Origin of the sequence: Streptomyces sp. NPDC059994 (assembly GCF_042737755.1) — a bacterium.
Classification (GTDB): Bacteria; Actinomycetota; Actinomycetes; order Streptomycetales; family Streptomycetaceae; genus Streptomyces.
In genome coordinates this window covers 19,478-35,333 of sequence record NZ_JBHWUR010000014.1, presented here as the reverse complement: position 1 = coordinate 35,333, position 15,856 = coordinate 19,478, and the positions used below count along the sequence as shown (strand labels likewise).

Below are 15,856 nucleotides of genomic sequence, written 5' to 3'. Positions count from 1 at the left end.
TTTTGACATTGAACAGGTCTCGTCACCCCAAGGGAATCGCTATAGAATTTCGGCGGACCCGAACCCCGAAACCTGAAACCTGAACCTTGAACCCGCTGATCACCGTGTGCCCGGCGGGCCTTGGAGGGAGTTGGCGGATGGATCGCGATGAGGAACTCCGGATCCTTGACCGCGCCCTGGAGCACCTTCGCGACAAGCGACTCCCGCTGACCGACTCGGACACCCGGGTCAGCGTCGACCGCTATCAGTCACCGGAGTGGTACCAGGCGGAACTCGACCGAATTTTCACCAAGTTGCCCTCGATGCTGGTGCACAGCTCCGAGATTCCGTCGCCGGGCACCTTCGCGACCCTGGAGCATTTCGGCAGGCCGTTGATCGTCAGCCGCGACCAGGACGGCGCGGCGCATGTCTTCCTCAACGCCTGCCGGCATCGCGGGGCGCGCCTGGAAAAGGAGCCGTCCGGTGAGCGCAAACAGTTCACCTGCGGTTATCACGCCTGGCGTTACGACCTGGACGGCACCCTCGCCGCGATCCCGAGCCCGCACTGCTTCCCCGGCGTCGAGCGGGGAAAACGCAACCTGGTGGCGCTCCCGGCGGTGGAGGCGTACGGGTTCGTCTGGCTGATGCCCGAGGAGAATCCGGGCCGGGCCGGCCTCGACGCGTTCCTGGGTGACTTCCTTCCCGACATCGCGGATCTCGATCTCTCCTCGTACGAGATCTACGGCGCCGAGAGCCAGGAGTGGGAGATCAATTGGAAGCTGGTCGTCGAAGGCACCCTGGAGGGTTACCACTTCCCGTTCCTGCATGCGAAGAGCGCGAACCCGCTCTTCGAGAACAGCACGTTCTTCTTCGACTCGTTCGGGCCCCATCTGCGCTCGATCCTGCCGAAGCGATCGATAAACTTCATCACCAGGACCGAGCGCAGCGAACGGCGTCTTCTGTCGGTCGCGAACGTGATCCACACCATCTTTCCCAACGAGACGGTGCTCCACCAGTCGGACCACTTCCTGTGGATTACCAGTCACCCGCTGGGCCCGACCCGTACGCTCGTGAAGCTGCGCCTCATCGTGCCCAAGGGATCGGTGCGGGAAGGCAGCGTCGAGCAGTGGGAGGAAAACCGGCAGCTGACCTATCAGGTGCAGTACGAGGACCTCGAAATCTACCGTGAGATCCAGATCGGTCTGACGAGCGGGGCCAACGACGAACACTGCTTTGGTACGCAGGAGTTCGCGCTCCAGAAGTACAACGAGGCCATCGAGGCGCACCTTTTCGGAGAGGGCGGATAAGGCGGAGAAGCCGGAGAGGGCGGAGAAGCCGGAGAAGAGTGACCTCCACCGTCACCGCGCACCCCCCGCCTCACTTCGCCGGCAGCCGCCGCTTCGCCGCGTACAGCGCGCCCCCGGCCAGCAGCCCCCAGAACGCGCCGCCGACCCCGAAGAACTGCACCCCCGACACCGTCACCACCAGCGTGACCACCGCCGCCTCACGGTCGCCCGGGTCGGTCACCGCTCCCACCAGCGAGTTGCCCAGCGCGCCCAGCAGCGCCAGGCCCGCCACCGCCTCGATCAGGGTGGGCGGGGCCGCGCCGACGAACGCGACCGCCGCGCCCGCGCCCAGGCCGAGCAGGATGTAGGCGCCGCCGCCGATCGCCGCCGCCCGGTAGCGCTTGCGCGGGTCGGGGCCCGCGCTCTCGTCGGCGCACAGCGCGGCGGTGATCGCGGCGAGGTTGACCGCATGGCCGCCGAAGGGCGCCGAGGCCAGGCCGAACGCGCCGGTCCAGCCGAACAGCGGGCCCGGCTCGGGCTCGTAGCCGTTGACGTTCAGGACCGCGATGCCCGGAATGTTCTGCGACGCCATCGTCACCACGTACAACGGCAGGGCGATGCCGATCACGGCCGCCGCCGTGAAGTCGGGGGTGACCAGGACCGGCCTGGGCCACAGCGGTCCGAGGTCGGCGGCGGAGATGTGGGTGGTCGCGGTGATCAGGACCACCGCGACGACGACCGCGGCCGGTACCGCGTACAGCTTCTTGAAGGTGCCGACGACCGCCCAGGCGACGACGATCGCCAGGCCCAGCGCCGGTTTGTCCTGGACCGCCTTGGCGGGGGCCAGGCAGAGGGGCAGCAGGATTCCCGCGAGCATGGCGTTGGCCAGCGGTTTCGGGATGGCCGAGACCCAGCGGCCGAGCGGCTTCCACAGTCCGGTGACCACGATCAGCGCGGCGGTCACCAGGAACGCGCCGACGGCCGCGCCGAATCCGCCGTCGACCGAGGCCGCGCCCGCCAGCAGCGCCGCCCCCGGCGTCGACCAGGCGACGCTGATCGGCATCCTCAGCCGGAGGCTGAGGAAGATCGCGCAGGCGCCCATCGAGACCGAGAGGGCCATCAGGCCGGACGCCGCCTCGGCGCGGCTCGCGCCGACCCGCGTGAGGCCTTCGAGGACGATCGCGAACGAGCTGGAGAACCCGACGAACGCGGCGATCAGCCCAACCGTCCCGGCCCTGACCAGGTCGGACACCGGGCTCGGGCCCTGCTGGGGATCCGGCTTCGGGCCTGGTGGACCGCCGGCGCCGGCCGCCTCCGTCTCGGACGTGGTCAAGGCAACTCCTCGTATCCGCTCTGTACGACGATGTCGCGCATGACCTCGCTCGCTCCGGCGGCGACGGTGGCGGCTTGGGCGTCATGCACGGTCTGGACGATCGGCGCGCCCTCGCGGAAGCCCTCGGAGCCGTGCAGATGGCGGCATTCCTCGGCGACGGTCCGGGCCACTTCGGTGGCCTTGAGCTTAGCCATCGAGCAGGCGGTGATCGACAGTGGGTCGCGGGCATAACTCCAGGCCGCGTGGTGGGCGAGCTGCCGGGCCGCCTCGACCTCGGTGAGCAGATCGGCCATCTTGTGGCGGACGGCCTGCTTGGCGCTGAGCGTCGACTCGAACATGCCGCGCCTCTTCAGGTATCTCCAGGTGGTGTCAAGGCAGTTGGCCGCGTCCCCGACCGCCGAGATCCCCGCCGCCAGCCGCTCCAGCTGCATGTTCTTCATGATCTGCATGAAGCCGGAGCTGCGGCGGCCGATCACGTTCTCCTTGGGCACCCGCACCCCGCGCATGGTGATGTCGGCCATGCCCGAGGCCCGCCAGGCGATCGAGTCGTTGGGGAGTACGTGCACGCCGTCGGTGGCGCGGTCCACGACCAGGAGTGACAAATCGCCCTGAATTGAGCGCGGTTGGCGCTCCCTGGCGCGATCCCCCGTGCGTACCGCCGTCACGAAGAAGTCCGCGAAGCCGCCGTTGACGATGAAGCGCTTCTCGGCGTCGACCACCAGGTGGTCGCCGTCCTCGACGGCCGTCGCCTCCAGCCGGGCGAGGTCCGAGCCCGCCTGCGGTTCGGTGATCGCGAGGGCGGCGATCAGATCGCCCGCAACGGCGGGGCGCAGATAGCGCTGTTGCAGCTCGGGCGAGCCGTTGGTGGCGAGGTAGCTGGTGCCCATATAGGCGTGGAGCGCCACCGCGAACCGCACTCCCCCGAAGCCGGTCCGGCCCAGCTCCTCCAGCAAGACCACCGAGTGGAAGAAGTCGAGACCGGCGCCGCCCACCGAGGTGGGGTGGTTGAGCCCGAGGAGCCCCTCGGCGGCGAAGGCGTGCCACGCCGAGCGGGGTATCGTGCGCCGCCGCTCCCACTCCGCCGCGTACGGCACGACCTCCTTGCGGAAGAACGTACGGACCGAGCTACGGAACTCTGCGTGTTCGGCGGTGAAATGGGGCGAGTGGCTGCTCAGCGGGTCCGTCACCGCGCACCCCCCGTCCCCAGCCGCCCGCGGATCGCCGCGAGCACGGCCTCCTCCTCGTCGCGCAGGAAGAAGTGCCCGGCGGGAAACACCCGGATCGTGAACTCCGCCGTGGTGTGGTGCTTCCAGGCCAGCATGTCCGCGTACGGGTCGATGTCGTCGTCATCGCCGCACAGCGCCAGGAGCGGCGCCGCGATCCGCCCGGGTGACGGTTCCCAGGTCTCGGCGAGCCGCAGATCGGCCCGGAGCACCGGCTCAAGGAGGGTCATCAGGGCGCGGCTGGCCAGGACTTCGGGCGGGACGCCGTTCATCTCGCGCAGCCTTCGGTGCAGCGTGGGTCCGTCCATGGTGTGCATGGGCGGGGTGCGCGCTGCCACGCCCGGCGCGCGGCACGCCGAGACGACCAGGAGCTCGGGCGGGCGGTGGCCGTCGGCGGTGAGCCGGTGGGTGAGTTCGTACGCGAGCCGGGCGCCCAGGCTGTGGCCGAAGAAGGCGTACGGTCCGCGCTCGGTCTCCGGCGCCAGGGCCTCGGACAGCGCGCCGAGCGCCTGCGGCCACGAGTCGAAGGGCCGGTCGCGGAAGCGCTGTTCGCGCCCGGGCAGCCGGATGCCGGTCACCCCGACGCCCGGCGGCACCCGCTCCTGCCAGCCGCGGAAGACCTGGGTGCCGCCGCCCGCATACGGGAAGCAGAACAGCCGGGTGGTGACCGCGGCGTCGCCGGAGAACCGGGCGAACAGGCCGCCCGTCGCGGTGGTCCCGGCAGGCGCGGCGGCGCGGGGTGGGGGGCGCACGGCGGGCCTACGCCATCGCCTCGTCGACGGCCTTGGCCAGACTGCTCAGCCTGGCGTCCTCGTAGAGCGTCTCGGGCAGCAGCACATCGACGGCGAAGCGCTCCTCCACCCGGGACAGGAACTTGATGGCGGTGAGCGAGTTGCCGCCGAGCTCGAAGAAGTCGTCGCCGACGGCCACTTCGGTGATCCCGAACAGACCGCGCCAGATCTCGGCGATCGCCTCCTCGGTAGCGTTCATGGGCGGCGTGCCGAGCGCCGCCTGCGAGTCCTGGGAAGTCATGGTCTCTCCTCCGTCCGTCGGTCCCGCGAGGCCACCGGCTGTGCGGCCGGGGCGGCGGGTGGTGGGGTGTGGCTGTCGTGCGCGGCGAGCAGCGCGCGGCCGTCGACCTTGCCGGTCGCCGTCAGCGGCAGCGCCTCGCACAGATGGATGCGGGCCGGGACCAGATACGCGGGGAGCCGGGTCCGCAGATGGTGGCGCAGGGAGGTGGGCGTGACGGACTGGTCGTCCGTCACCACGAAGGCCACCAGGGCCCGTTCGCCGCGTACGGTGCTCACCGTCACATGGCTGCGCCGTACGGCGGGGTGGTGGTCGAGGTGGTGGGCGACCTCGCCCAGCTCGACGCGGAAGCCGTTGATCTTGACCTGGTCGTCCTCGCGGCCCTGGAAGACGAGCGAGCCGTCGGGGAGCAGGGTTCCGCGGTCGCCGGTCCGGTAGAGCCGCTCGGTCACACCGTCGACCAGCCGCTCGACGAAGCGCTCCGCGGTGAGCCCCGGCATGCCCACATAGCCGGGCGAGAGCCCGTCGCCCGCCAGGCAGATCTCACCGGTCCGGCCCGGCTCGCACAGGGTGTCGCCGTCGATCACGTAGAGCCGGGTGTTCTGGATGGGTTTCCCGATCGGCAGCAGCCCCGAGTCGGGGAGCAGCCGGTCGACTGGATGGTAGGTGGCGAAGGTGGTGGCCTCGGTGGGTCCGTACACATGGACCAGACGGCCCGGCCCGTACCGCCGCAGCGCCGCGGCCACATGCGGGATCGAGTGGAGCTCGCCGCCCATCAGAACGGTCCCGGTCCCCTCGATGGCCTCCGGCGCCTCGTCGATCACGGCGTTGAACAGCGCCGTGGTGAGGAAGACGACGGTGACACGGTGTTCGTCGATGACCCGCCCGAGCCGCGAGAGCCGCACCAGGCCGTCCGGGTAGAGCACGCACGTTCCGCCGTTGAGCAGCGCACCCCAGATCTCGAAGGTCGCGGCGTCGAACGTGACCGGCGCGAGCTGGAGCAGCCGGCTGTCCGCGTCCAGCCGGGCGAAGCGGGCGCCGAGGACGAGCCGGGCGATGCTGCGGTGACGGATGGCCACGCCCTTGGGGCGGCCCGTGGAGCCAGAGGTGAAGTTGATGTACGCGAGGGAGCCGCCGGTCATTTCGACTGCCGGGGCAGCCGCGACTTCCTCCAACTCTTCCTCGACAGAAAGCACTTGACACTTCGACAGCCGTCGGGAGAGCTGTTGGTGACGGTCGGTCAGCACCCATCGGCAGTCGGCGTCCGCGAACAGGCCGTGCACGCGCTCGTCGGGCCAGCCCACGTCGAACGGCAGATACGCGGCTCCGCATTTCAGTATCGCGAGCAGCGCCACGATCAGCTCGGGCGAGCGCGTCAGGCAGACCCCGACGGTCGACCCGGGCGGGCAGCCCTCGGCGAGCAGGCGCCGGGCGAGCCCGTTGGAGAGCCGGTCGAGCTCCCTGTAGGTGTACGCGCGCCCGCCCTGCACGACCGCGGGCGCGCCCGGGTGGCGGGCGACGCTCGCGGCGAAGAGCGCGGGCACCGAGCTGTCCCGCGGATAGTCGGCGGCGGTCCGGTTGATCCGGCGGTGGAGGGCGAACGCCTCCTGGGTGCCGCTGAGTTTGGTCCCCGTCAGTCTTTCCAGCGCAGACACCCCTCGGGATGTGGCGACGTCGAAGTGGTGGTCGTCGGAGCAGGGTCAGCGGGCCGTCCGGAAGGGCGTGCCGTTGACGGTCTGCTCGACGAAGCGGTTGTGTTTGTAGGTGTCCTCGCCGGAGACCAGCACGCAGCCGAACTTGTCGAGGCTGGCCTCGCCGCCGAACTCCTGGAGGGCGTCCGAGAACGGGTAGACCTGCACCTGGGTCGGCAGATAGCGGGCCGCGTACCCCAGGCGCATGTTGTCGGTGAGGCCCGCGTGCGGGTGCGAGGCGTGCATCAGGGTCGACCAGAAGACGATGAACTGGCCCTGCTTGAGCACCATCGACTTGGCCTTGGACTCGTCCGGGCTCCAGTTCGGGTCCTTCTGGAGCTGGCGGTAGTCGTAGCCGAAGAAGCCACGCCGCACGCCGTCCTTCTCCACCTTGCCGATGGAGTCCGCGTCGTACGTCATGACCTTGGACTCGTCGTAGTTCATGGTCCGGTGCGAGCCGGGGATGAACTGGAGGCAGCCCATCTCCACGCTGGCGTCGGTGAACGCCGACCAGACGGTGATGGTGCCGCCGAACTCGGAGTCCTCGGGCCAGACGATCTGGGGGTGCTTGGAACCGGCCACGTTGGAGAAGTTGTCGGCCTGGTGCCAGTCGGTGCCCTCGTCGCCGGGGTACTTGGGGAAGAACTCGGTGCGCCAGCAGAGCACATCGGGCCCGAGGAGGGATGCGACCCGGTGGGTGATCTCGGGGCGCGTGATGTGGTCGGCGAGGAAGTCGACGTCGAGGTGGCGGTCGTAGTTGGCGAGGTTGGTGACGCCGGAGACCGCCTTCTCCTGCCCGTAGATCGCCCGCTTGGTGTTGAGGAGCCTGGGGCGCAGGGCGCGGAGGTTCTTCTCCATCTCGGCGGGTTCGTACATGTCGAACGGACCGATGTAGCCGTCCCGGTGGAACTGCTCGATCTCCCGCGCGCTCAGGGAGAAGTCGGTGCTCGTGGTGCCGGCCAGGTCGTCCATGCATCACCTCTGTGTAAGCGACACTCCGCTGCGACAGCGGACGGGTAAATGCGTGCTGTTCCGGTCAACTCGCGCCAGCAGAGGGCGAGTTGTGCTCTGTTTAACACACGGCCTCCTCCGGACGCTTCTATTCCCCGGAGTTGCACAGCGATCGCACAGCGGTGGACATCGTGCGGGTGGCGGGGCGGGGGGGCCATTGGATCGTTGTACGGGTCAGGCATGGGCGGGCGGCAGGGCGGGCGGCGCGGCCCGCCGGGACCGCGCACAATCGGCCGCGCGCGAGGGCTTCGGGCGTATGGTTGCATAGGCGGCCAAAAGGGGTGCGCTGCCGGCACCCGGAATCGAGGGGTGCCCGCCCTGCGCACACGCTGTGTTTCCACGGGGCTCCGGCGGGGTGCTCGACGGCCCCGGAGGGCGCGCGACTTGCGCCTTTCGGCCCTTGACGCGGCATCCCGAGGTGGACAAGACTCTCGCTGATAATCCGCATCACTGACGATGCCCTCCGGGGCCCTTTCCGGGAGGACCCAGTGCGTCTGTCCCCGCCCTTATCCACGCCGCTGCGGATCGCGGCCGCGACGCTCTGGCTCCCGGACCGGCGCGAGACCACCGAGGCAGCGCTGGCGGCCGGCCGGGTCGACGAGGAGACGGCGACCCGGCTCGGCTACCGCGAAGTCGCCGTCAGCCCCGACCACGCGGCGCCGGAGATGGCGGTCCTCGCCGCCACCGAAGCACTGGCGGCCGCCGGGTGGAACGGGGCGGACCTGGGCATGGTGGCGCACGCCTGGACCTACCACCAGGGCCACGACTTCTGGGCGCCCGCCAACTACGTCGCCCACCGGATCGGCGCCTCGACCGCCAACGCCGTCGGCGTCCAGCAGATGTGCAACGGCGGAGCCGCCGCACTCGAAGCCGCCGCCGCCCGCATGATCGCGGACCCGGGGGTGGCGCGCGCCGCGGTCACCACCGGCGACCGCTTCCTGCCGCCCGCCTTCGACCGCTGGCTCGGCGACTACGAACTCGTCTACGGCGACGCCGGGACCGCCCTCCTCCTTGACCGCACCCAGGGCCCGTACGAGCTGCTCTCGGTGTCCACCGTGGTCCGTTCGGAGTACGAGACGATGCACCGCGGCGACGACGAGTTCAGCTCGATGCCGCGCACCCTGCCCCAGGTCGACGTGCGCCGCACCAAGCGCGCGTTCGTCGCCTCCGGGGCCGAGCCCGGGTTCGACGCGGCGCTCGTCGAGGCCGTGGTCGAGGTGGTGCGCACCGCCCTCACCGAGGCGGGGCTCGCCCCCGACGATCCACGGGTGCGGTTCCTGGCGCTCCCCCGGCTCGGCGCCGGACCGCTTCAGGCGTTCTTCCACCCGGCCGTCGAACGCCTCGGGCTGCGCCACACCGAGATCCTCGACCTGGGTGGCGGAACGGGGCACTTGGGCGCCGGGGACTCCGCCGCCAACCTGGCGACCCTGCACACCGAGAAGCGGCTCGCCGGGGGCGAGGTGGCGCTGCTGCTCAGCCTGGGCGGCGGGTTCAGCTGGTCCTGCGTCGCGGTCCGGGCGGTGACCCGATGAGAGCGTCGCAGCCGGTGGGCGGCAAGCTCACCGACCGCACGGTCGTGGCCGTCCTGTGCGCCGGGTTCTTCCTGCTCGACTTCGACCTCGTCGTCATCAACCCGATCCTGGTCCCCGTGTCCAAGGACTTCGACGTCAGTCTGGGCACCAGCACACTCGCCCTCACCGGCTATCTGGCGATGGTCGGCATCATGCAGCCGGTGCACGGCGCGCTCTCGGACCGGGTGGGCCGGGTGCGGGTGCTGCGGACCGCGCTCCTCGGGCTGGGCCTCGCGGACCTGGCGGCGGCCCTGGCGCCCAATGCGGCGCTGCTGATCGCGGGCCGCGCGATCGCCGGCGGCTTCGCCGCCGCGCTGATCCCGGTGACCGTCGCGTACGTGGGCGACCACATCCCGATGGAGCGCCGCCAGCGCACGATGGCGGCCATCATGTCCTCCAGCGCGGTCGGCGCCGCCACCGCGACCCTCGTCGCGGGCGCGCTCACCGAACTGCTCGACTGGCGCTCGGCACTGCTCATCCCGGCCGTGGCGGCGCCGCTGCTCGCCCTGGTGTACACCCGGCTGCCGGAGGCGCCCCGGGTCGAGGACGTCGAGGGGCCGAGCGTACGGGAGCGGTTCGCCCAGGTGCTCGGGGACGGCTGGTTCCGGTTCTTCATCCCGTTCGCCTTCGTCGAGGGCGCGGCGATGATGGGCCTGTTCAACTTCTTCAACGCGGCCCTCCAGAAGCACGGCAGCAGCGTCCTGATGTCGGGCCTGGTGACCAGCGCGTACGGCGTGGCGGCCATCGGCGGCAGTGTGGTGGTCCGGGCCGTCGACGCCCGGGCGACCGGTGCGGGCATGTTCGGCTGGGGCACCGGGCTGCTCTTCACCGGCTATCTCACGGCCGCGTTCACCCAGTCGGTCGCGGGCATCCTGATCGCCAGCGCGCTGGCCGGACTCGCCCTCGCCGTCGGCCAGTCCGCGCTCCAGGCGTGGATCCTGGAGGCGGCCGCGCCCGAGGTGCGCGGCAGCGCCACCGCGCTCATCGCCTGCTCGGTCTTCACCGGCGCCGCCATCAGCACGGCCGCCGTCGGCCCGCTCGCGGGGCGCGGCGACTTCGGGCTGCTGTTCGGCATCGCGGCCGCCGCGACCGTACCGGTGTCGATCGTCGGCACCCTCGCGCGGGCGCGCTTCGCCCGCTCCGACCGTGCCATGCGGATGCCCGCCGGGCCGCCCGTGGACCAGGAAGCCCCCCACACACTCAACTGAAGGAGAGACATCCATGGCGCTGTTCGCGGTGATAGCCAAGCGGGCCCCGGTCGGCATCAGCATCGAGGAGTTCCAGCAGAAGCTGTCCGAGGGCTTCCGGTACACCCAGGAGCTGGAGGAGAAGGGGCTCATCAGGGACCGCTGGATCCTGGTCGGCGCCTCGGCGGGGCTCAACATCTACGACGTCGAGTCGCACGAGCAGCTGATGCAGCTGCTGTACCGCAGCCCCGCCGGACTGCACCTGGACTTCGAGGTGTATCCGCTGATCAGCCCGCCGAGCTACGATCCGACGGCCGAGGGTCCGGCCCACTGAAGAACGCCCGCTCGATCCGGTTCAGCGAGCGGAAGTCGTCGAGGTCGAGGGTCTCGACGTCGACGGGCCGCCCGCTGAGCCGCTCGATCAGCACGATGAACTCCAGAAAGCCCAGCGAGTCGATGAGCCGGCTCTCGATCAGGTCGTCGTCCGGGCCGATCCCGGCCGCCTCCGGGTGGCGCCTGCCGATCCAGGTGACGACCTCCGCCAGCCCGGCGCCAGCCGCCCTCACCGCGCGGCCCCGTCGGCCGGGGCCACGCCGCCGAACGCCACGGCCGCCTTCTCCACGGCCTCCGTCGCCGCCTCCCAGCTTCCGTACCTGGCGGACAGCACCGACAGCCAGCGCTCCAGGCCGAAGGCCACACAACTGGTGTGCACGGCATGGCCGGTGGCGTCGAGGGTGATCCCGCACCGCTCGCCGAAGAAGTTGCGGTGGACGTTGAGCGAGGCTATCGCCAGGTCGTCGACGAGGAACTCGTGCTTGACGGGCGAGAGCCGCTGGAGCAGCGCACGCTGGCCGCCCCGGTCGTAGAAGGGGTCGGTCGCTGCCTCCTTGCGCAGGGTGAGGCCGAGCGCGTCCGCGAGGGCGGTGATCCGCTCCTCGAACCGCCGCAGGTGCTCCTGGGTGAAGTCGTGCGAGCCGAGGGCCACGATCTCGCGCATATGGAAGCCGAGGAGGCGCCGCAGCCCGTCGTAGTGCTCCTCGCGGCGGAAGCAGCGCCCGAGCACGGTCACCGTCGTACCGTCGGGAAGGGCACGGCCCTCGTGGTGGAGGTAGACGGCGAAGCACGCGGCCGAGGGCAGCCCGAAGAGCGCGGGTTCGAGGGCGTTCTGGGCGAACTTCTCGTGCGACGCGCCTTCTTGATGTTGCGTCAGGTCCAGTGTGCTCACCACGAGCGCCTGGTGCGGGAAGTTGTCGTACACGTCGAGGCGGGAGAGCGCGGCGACCGGCAGCAGCGGCGGCATGATCATGGGGGTCGCGCCGCTGCCGGTCCCCCAGCCCTCCAGGAGCGCGTCGAGCCGCTTCAGCAGCACGGTCGCGCCCGGCGAGAGAGCCTGCAGACCCGGGCCGTCCACCGGGGCCGGTGTCATGAGACGGCTTCGGCGGTGGCGCCGCCGAGCGCCAGCCGCAGTACGTCCTGGGCGCAGCCCCAGGAGAGGCCGACCGCGATGCCGCCGTGGCCGTAGTTGTGGATCACCCGCGCGGAGCCGAGCGGCTCCACTTCGAGGCGGGTCTGCGGTCGCGAGGCCCGCAGGCCGATCTCGACGCCGATGACCTCGGCCCCGGCGATCCGGGGCTCCACGGCGATGCAGCGCGCCAGGATCTCCTCGGTCTGCGCCGGGTCCGGCTCCATGCTCCACACCTCGCGCTCGGCGGTGCCGCCGCACACCAGACGGCGCCCGTGCGGGAAGTAGCTCGTCGAGACCGGGCCGGGGTTCTGCTCGAAGAAGAACTCGTCGATGCCCGGGTTCTCCACGATCACGTGCTGGCCGCGCACCGGGAAGACCTTCGGGTCGTCGGCCAGGGCGCGCGCCCCCACGCCCGTGCAGTTGACGACGAGCGGCGCCTCGGCGGCCGCCGCCTCCAGGGAGTCCACCACGCCCACCTCGACGCTGCCCCCGGCGGCGGTGACCCGGGAGGCCAGGTACTCCAGGTACACGGGCATGTCCACGGTCGGCAGGTCCACCCGGAACGCCACCGGGAACCCGCCGCTCTCGTCCTCGCCGCACGGCGTGTAGCCGGGCAGATGGGCGGCCCACTCGTGGCCGCCGGCGGCCTGCCGGTTGACCAGGCGGCCACGGGTCAGATGGACGCCGCTGTCCGGCTGCTTGGCCAGCGCGGCGAACTCGGCCAGGCTCGACTGGTGCCAGGGCCGGGTGATCGCCGTCGGCGCGAACTTGGCCTCCGCCTCGGTCTCGTCGGCGATCGCCGGGCCGCCGATGATCGCCCCGGCCACGGCCGACGTGGTCTGCCGTGGCCCGCGCTCGGCGACGACCCGGACCGTGAAACCGCGCTCGGCCAGGCACACCGCCGTGGTCAGTCCGGCCACACCGGCGCCGATGACCAGGGCCTCGTTTCGCTCTGTCATGGGACTGCACCTCTTCATGGGGAAGATGTCGTGGAAGATGTTCAAGGCAGCCGTACGGGGATGCCGCACCGGAAAGACGTTCCTCGGCCGCCGGGTGTGACACCCGCCGGTCTACTCGTGGGATATCGCGACGCAGGACCAGGTGAAGCCGTTGCCGGCGCTCAGGAACAGCGCCACCTCGCCCGGCGCGAGCCGGTCGTCGGCCTGGAGGGTGGCGAGGTTGGCCACGGGGTCCCCGGCACCGAGGTGTCCGGTGTCGCCGCCCAGGTCGAGCAGCTCGGTGTGGGGCAGGGCGAGTTCGTGGACGGACGGCCCGTAGAACTGGCTGAGCGCGCCGGTGCTGAGGCGCGGCAGGACGAGGTAGCGCAGCCGGGGGTCGGCCGGGGTGAGCCCGGCGTCCGCGATGGCGTCGAGCACCACGCGCTGCACGGACCGGCGCAGTACGGCGACGAACTTGGGCCAGCCGCCGCCCGCCCGGAAGGACAGCTTGGTGCGCCGGGCGCTGATCGTGTCGTACGCGCTGCGCGGCGCCGGGGTGAAGGCGTCGTCACCCCGGTAGAGCACCTCGTACTCGGGGACGCTCACGGAGGCGATGGCGAGCAGCCGGTAGGGGCCCGCGTCGCGGTCGAGGAGCAGCGCGGTGGCCGCGTCCCCGTACGCCACGTCGATGTCGCCGGCCCAGCGGTCGAAGCCGGGCCCCACGAACCGGTCGGCGGTGGTCACCAGGCACCGGTTGACCGTGGGGTCCAGGGCGAGGCGGGCGGCGGCGACCTCCAGGGCGGCCACGCCCCCGTTGGAGGTCTGCTGCACCCCGATCGGGGTCGCGTGGCGGGCGCCGATGCCGTGGGCCACGTAGTGCGGCGCGGACCAGAAGTCGTGGCCCTGGTGGTAGATCCAGGAGTGGACGACCAGACCGAGGTCGTCGCCGGACCAGCCCGCGTCGGCGAGCGCCTTCTGGGCCGCGAGCACGGCCATTTCGGGGGCCGCCCGGTCGGGGCTCTCGCTCAGCGCGCGGTAGCCGAGCCGGTCGGCGGTCTGCTGGTCGAGCCGCCCGGCCGCCACCGCCCTCGCGGTGTCCAGGCGGCGGGACGGGAGCCAGAGCACGGCGGCGGCTATGCCCGGTGGTTCGGGTAACGGCGGACTCAGTCTCACGGGGCTGCCTCCTCGGACCGGCCCGTCGACTCGGGCCGCGCCTCCCGGCCGCCCACTATATTGTCAGTGTTATTGATTGTCAGGCATCTGTCTCTCATTTGGCGCACATACGGCGTGTTTCAGGCGGTCCGCGCCAGGGCTGCAGAGGGGTGTCGTTCAGCATGGACCGTCGTTCTGCATGGTTGACGTGGTTCCCCAGTGTGAGGAGAAACGTGGTGTCCCATCCGCCCGCCCCTCTCGGCGCCGACGCGGTCGTGCCGCTGTCGCCGATCGGCTATGTCGTGACGGAGTACACCCGCCCCCGGGAGGCGCCGCCGCAGGCGACTCTGGCCTACGGGGACCAGGGCCAGGTCGTGGTCTTCGAGCCGTTCGCGGGGGGCCTCGACGGCATCTCCGACGGCTGGTACGTATGGCTGCTGACCTGGCTGCACGACCAGACCGAGGAGGAGACCGCACCGCTCCAGGTGGTGCCGCGCGGCTGGGAGCGGAGCGGGCGCACGACCGGCGTCTACGCCACCCGTACGCCCAACCGGCACAACCGCATCGGCCTGAGCCTGGTGCGCGTGCGCGAGGTGAAGGGCAACGTGCTCCACTTCGACGGCGTGGACCTGGTCGACGGCACACCGGTGCTCGATATCAAGCCGTATTCGCCGACGTCCGACACCCCGCCCGAGTCCGGCTAGGCGGGGATCCGGAAGGTCAGAACTCGTCGGCGGTGTGCGGGAGCCGGCCGGTGCGGAGCGCCGCGCCCAGAGCCGCCGCCGCGCCCGGGGTGTGCTCGGTGATCAGCCCCGCCGCCGCGAGGTGGCGCGGGTCGGTGCCGCCGAGGTAGCAGGCGCCGAGGTCGCGCACGTCCAGGGCCAGGTCGGGCCGGGCGTCCGTCGGTTCGTACGAGGCGGTGTACGTTTCGGCGTCCGGTCCCGGCGCGACCGTGAGCCGGAAGCGGCCCGCGTTGGCCGGTACGCGCTCGTCGCGCACCTCGACGACCAGGTCCGCCGGGGCCGCCCAGGAGCGCGCGGTGAGCGCGGCGCGGACATCGAGCAGGCGCAGCCACAGCGCCGGGAAGGTCTGCGTGACGCGGACCTGGTCGCGGTCGGCCGCGAAGTGGTGCAGCGGGTCGTCCGGGGCGCCGCCCCGGTGAAGGACCCGGCCGGTCAGGTCGATCGCGGCCAGATACCGCCAGAGCGCGGCCGCGCCGGCCGGGGTGTCGGCCTCCAGCTCGTCGACGCGGACCAGACCGGACGTACCCGCGTCGTCGTCACCGCCCTTGGTGCGGTACACCGCGTACCCGACGAGCGGCTCGTCCGGCGCGCCGAGCGCGACGATCCTCGGCGGGCTCAGCTCGTCGTCGTCCTCGTCCTTGTCTGCCAGCCACTCCTTGCGCCAGCGGACCGCGTCGCGGGCGATCCGGCCGGGTCTGCGGGCGCGGGTGGCGTCGTAGTACGGCCCGAGGAGCGCGGGGGCGTCCAGCGGGTCGACCAGCCGCAGCGGGCGCTCGTCGGGGGCGACGCGCAGGGCGAGCGGACGGCTGGAGTCGATCTCCACGCTGGCGCCGTGGGTGGCCGAACCGAACCCGAAGCGGCCGTAGATGGCGGCCTCGGAGGCCCAGAGCGCGGCGACCGGCCGCCCCTCGCGGGCGCTGCGGCGGAAGAGCTCGGCCATCATGCCGGTGAGGATGCCACGGCGGCGGTGGGTGGGGGCCACGGAGACGAACGTCAGCCCGGGGCAAGGGAGTTCACCACCGGGGACGGAGACCGTGAACCGGAAGGCGGCGAGGAAACCGACGAGGACGTCGCCGTCGTAGGCGCCCACGCGGTCGCAGTCGAGGAGTGCCTCGCGGTGGTACTTGCGCATCTCCTCGTCCTCGGGGCGTTCGTGGAAGACGAGGTATCCGAGGTCGAGGGCGCGGTCGACATGGGCTTCGGGAACATCGCGGAAGCGCAGCTGATCCATTCTTCGACACTAACCCC

General features: G+C 71.4%; 16 protein-coding genes. 5 read left to right on the top strand and 11 right to left on the bottom strand.

What is annotated here, in order from left to right:
* Window positions 1-86 precede the first annotated feature (86 nt).
* A complete protein-coding gene (locus tag ACFWA7_RS10515) occupies window positions 87-1,286 on the top strand; it encodes an aromatic ring-hydroxylating dioxygenase subunit alpha (protein ID WP_385822249.1) in 1,200 nt (399 codons plus the stop codon).
* Between the two features lie 70 nt (window positions 1,287-1,356).
* Here ACFWA7_RS10515 and ACFWA7_RS10510 read toward each other — a convergent pair whose 3' ends face one another.
* From ACFWA7_RS10510 to ACFWA7_RS10485, 6 genes are read right to left on the bottom strand one after another with little or no spacing between them, the layout of a single operon-like run.
* Complete coding sequence (locus ACFWA7_RS10510; protein ID WP_385822247.1) at window positions 1,357-2,598, bottom strand: benzoate/H(+) symporter BenE family transporter; 1,242 nt, start codon at window positions 2,596-2,598, stop codon at window positions 1,357-1,359.
* Complete coding sequence (locus tag ACFWA7_RS10505) at window positions 2,595-3,785, bottom strand: acyl-CoA dehydrogenase family protein (RefSeq protein WP_385822245.1); 1,191 nt, start codon at window positions 3,783-3,785, stop codon at window positions 2,595-2,597. The genes ACFWA7_RS10510 and ACFWA7_RS10505 overlap by 4 nt, the downstream gene beginning before the upstream one ends.
* Window positions 3,782-4,573 (bottom strand): thioesterase II family protein, encoded by a 792-nt coding sequence (locus tag ACFWA7_RS10500; protein ID WP_385539390.1) that lies wholly within the window; start codon window positions 4,571-4,573, stop codon window positions 3,782-3,784. Before ACFWA7_RS10500 ends, ACFWA7_RS10505 begins: the two co-directional genes overlap by 4 nt.
* 7 nt (window positions 4,574-4,580) lie before the next feature.
* Entirely contained in the window at window positions 4,581-4,853 is a 273-nt protein-coding gene (locus tag ACFWA7_RS10495) for a phosphopantetheine-binding protein (RefSeq protein WP_385539392.1), read from the bottom strand.
* Window positions 4,850-6,505 (bottom strand): amino acid adenylation domain-containing protein, encoded by a 1,656-nt coding sequence (locus ACFWA7_RS10490; RefSeq protein ID WP_385822242.1) that lies wholly within the window; start codon window positions 6,503-6,505, stop codon window positions 4,850-4,852. Before ACFWA7_RS10490 ends, ACFWA7_RS10495 begins: the two co-directional genes overlap by 4 nt.
* Window positions 6,506-6,550: 45 nt before the next feature.
* Window positions 6,551-7,513, bottom strand: a complete 963-nt coding sequence (locus tag ACFWA7_RS10485; protein WP_385822240.1) for a chlorinating enzyme — start codon at window positions 7,511-7,513, stop codon at window positions 6,551-6,553.
* Window positions 7,514-8,040: 527 nt separating this feature from the next.
* On the opposite strand from ACFWA7_RS10485, the gene ACFWA7_RS10480 reads away from it, so the two are divergent.
* The 3 genes from ACFWA7_RS10480 to ACFWA7_RS10470 are packed head-to-tail and all read left to right on the top strand — an operon-like array spanning window position 8,041 to window position 10,644.
* On the top strand, window positions 8,041-9,084 hold the full coding sequence (locus tag ACFWA7_RS10480) for a 3-oxoacyl-[acyl-carrier-protein] synthase III C-terminal domain-containing protein (RefSeq protein ID WP_385539398.1): 1,044 nt from the start codon (window positions 8,041-8,043) through the stop codon (window positions 9,082-9,084).
* Entirely contained in the window at window positions 9,081-10,331 is a 1,251-nt protein-coding gene (locus ACFWA7_RS10475) for an MFS transporter (RefSeq protein ID WP_385539400.1), read from the top strand. The genes ACFWA7_RS10480 and ACFWA7_RS10475 overlap by 4 nt, the downstream gene beginning before the upstream one ends.
* Before the next feature lie 13 nt (window positions 10,332-10,344).
* Window positions 10,345-10,644, top strand: coding sequence for a muconolactone Delta-isomerase family protein (locus ACFWA7_RS10470; protein WP_385539402.1), 300 nt, complete (start codon window positions 10,345-10,347; stop codon window positions 10,642-10,644).
* Here ACFWA7_RS10470 and ACFWA7_RS10465 read toward each other — a convergent pair.
* The 4 genes from ACFWA7_RS10465 to ACFWA7_RS10450 form a co-directional block, all read right to left on the bottom strand.
* Window positions 10,598-10,876 (bottom strand): acyl carrier protein, encoded by a 279-nt coding sequence (locus ACFWA7_RS10465; RefSeq protein ID WP_385539404.1) that lies wholly within the window; start codon window positions 10,874-10,876, stop codon window positions 10,598-10,600. The two genes, ACFWA7_RS10470 and ACFWA7_RS10465, sit on opposite strands and share 47 nt — an antisense overlap.
* The gene (locus ACFWA7_RS10460; RefSeq protein ID WP_385822238.1) at window positions 10,873-11,736 is read right to left on the bottom strand and encodes a hypothetical protein; all 864 of its coding nucleotides are present in this window, start codon (window positions 11,734-11,736) and stop codon (window positions 10,873-10,875) included. Before ACFWA7_RS10460 ends, ACFWA7_RS10465 begins: the two co-directional genes overlap by 4 nt.
* Entirely contained in the window at window positions 11,733-12,734 is a 1,002-nt protein-coding gene (locus tag ACFWA7_RS10455; RefSeq protein WP_385539408.1) for an FAD-dependent oxidoreductase, read from the bottom strand. The genes ACFWA7_RS10460 and ACFWA7_RS10455 overlap by 4 nt, the downstream gene beginning before the upstream one ends.
* A gap of 111 nt (window positions 12,735-12,845) precedes the next feature.
* A complete protein-coding gene (locus ACFWA7_RS10450; protein WP_385539410.1) occupies window positions 12,846-13,886 on the bottom strand; it encodes a ketoacyl-ACP synthase III family protein in 1,041 nt (346 codons plus the stop codon).
* Between the two features lie 215 nt (window positions 13,887-14,101).
* Here ACFWA7_RS10450 and tsaA point away from each other — a divergent pair, with 215 nt between their 5' ends.
* A complete protein-coding gene (gene tsaA / locus ACFWA7_RS10445) occupies window positions 14,102-14,569 on the top strand; it encodes a tRNA (N6-threonylcarbamoyladenosine(37)-N6)-methyltransferase TrmO (protein WP_385822235.1) in 468 nt (155 codons plus the stop codon).
* Between the two features lie 16 nt (window positions 14,570-14,585).
* Here the strand turns inward: tsaA and ACFWA7_RS10440 are convergent, their stop codons facing one another.
* Complete coding sequence (locus ACFWA7_RS10440; protein ID WP_385539414.1) at window positions 14,586-15,839, bottom strand: GNAT family N-acetyltransferase; 1,254 nt, start codon at window positions 15,837-15,839, stop codon at window positions 14,586-14,588.
* Window positions 15,840-15,856: the final 17 nt, after the last annotated feature.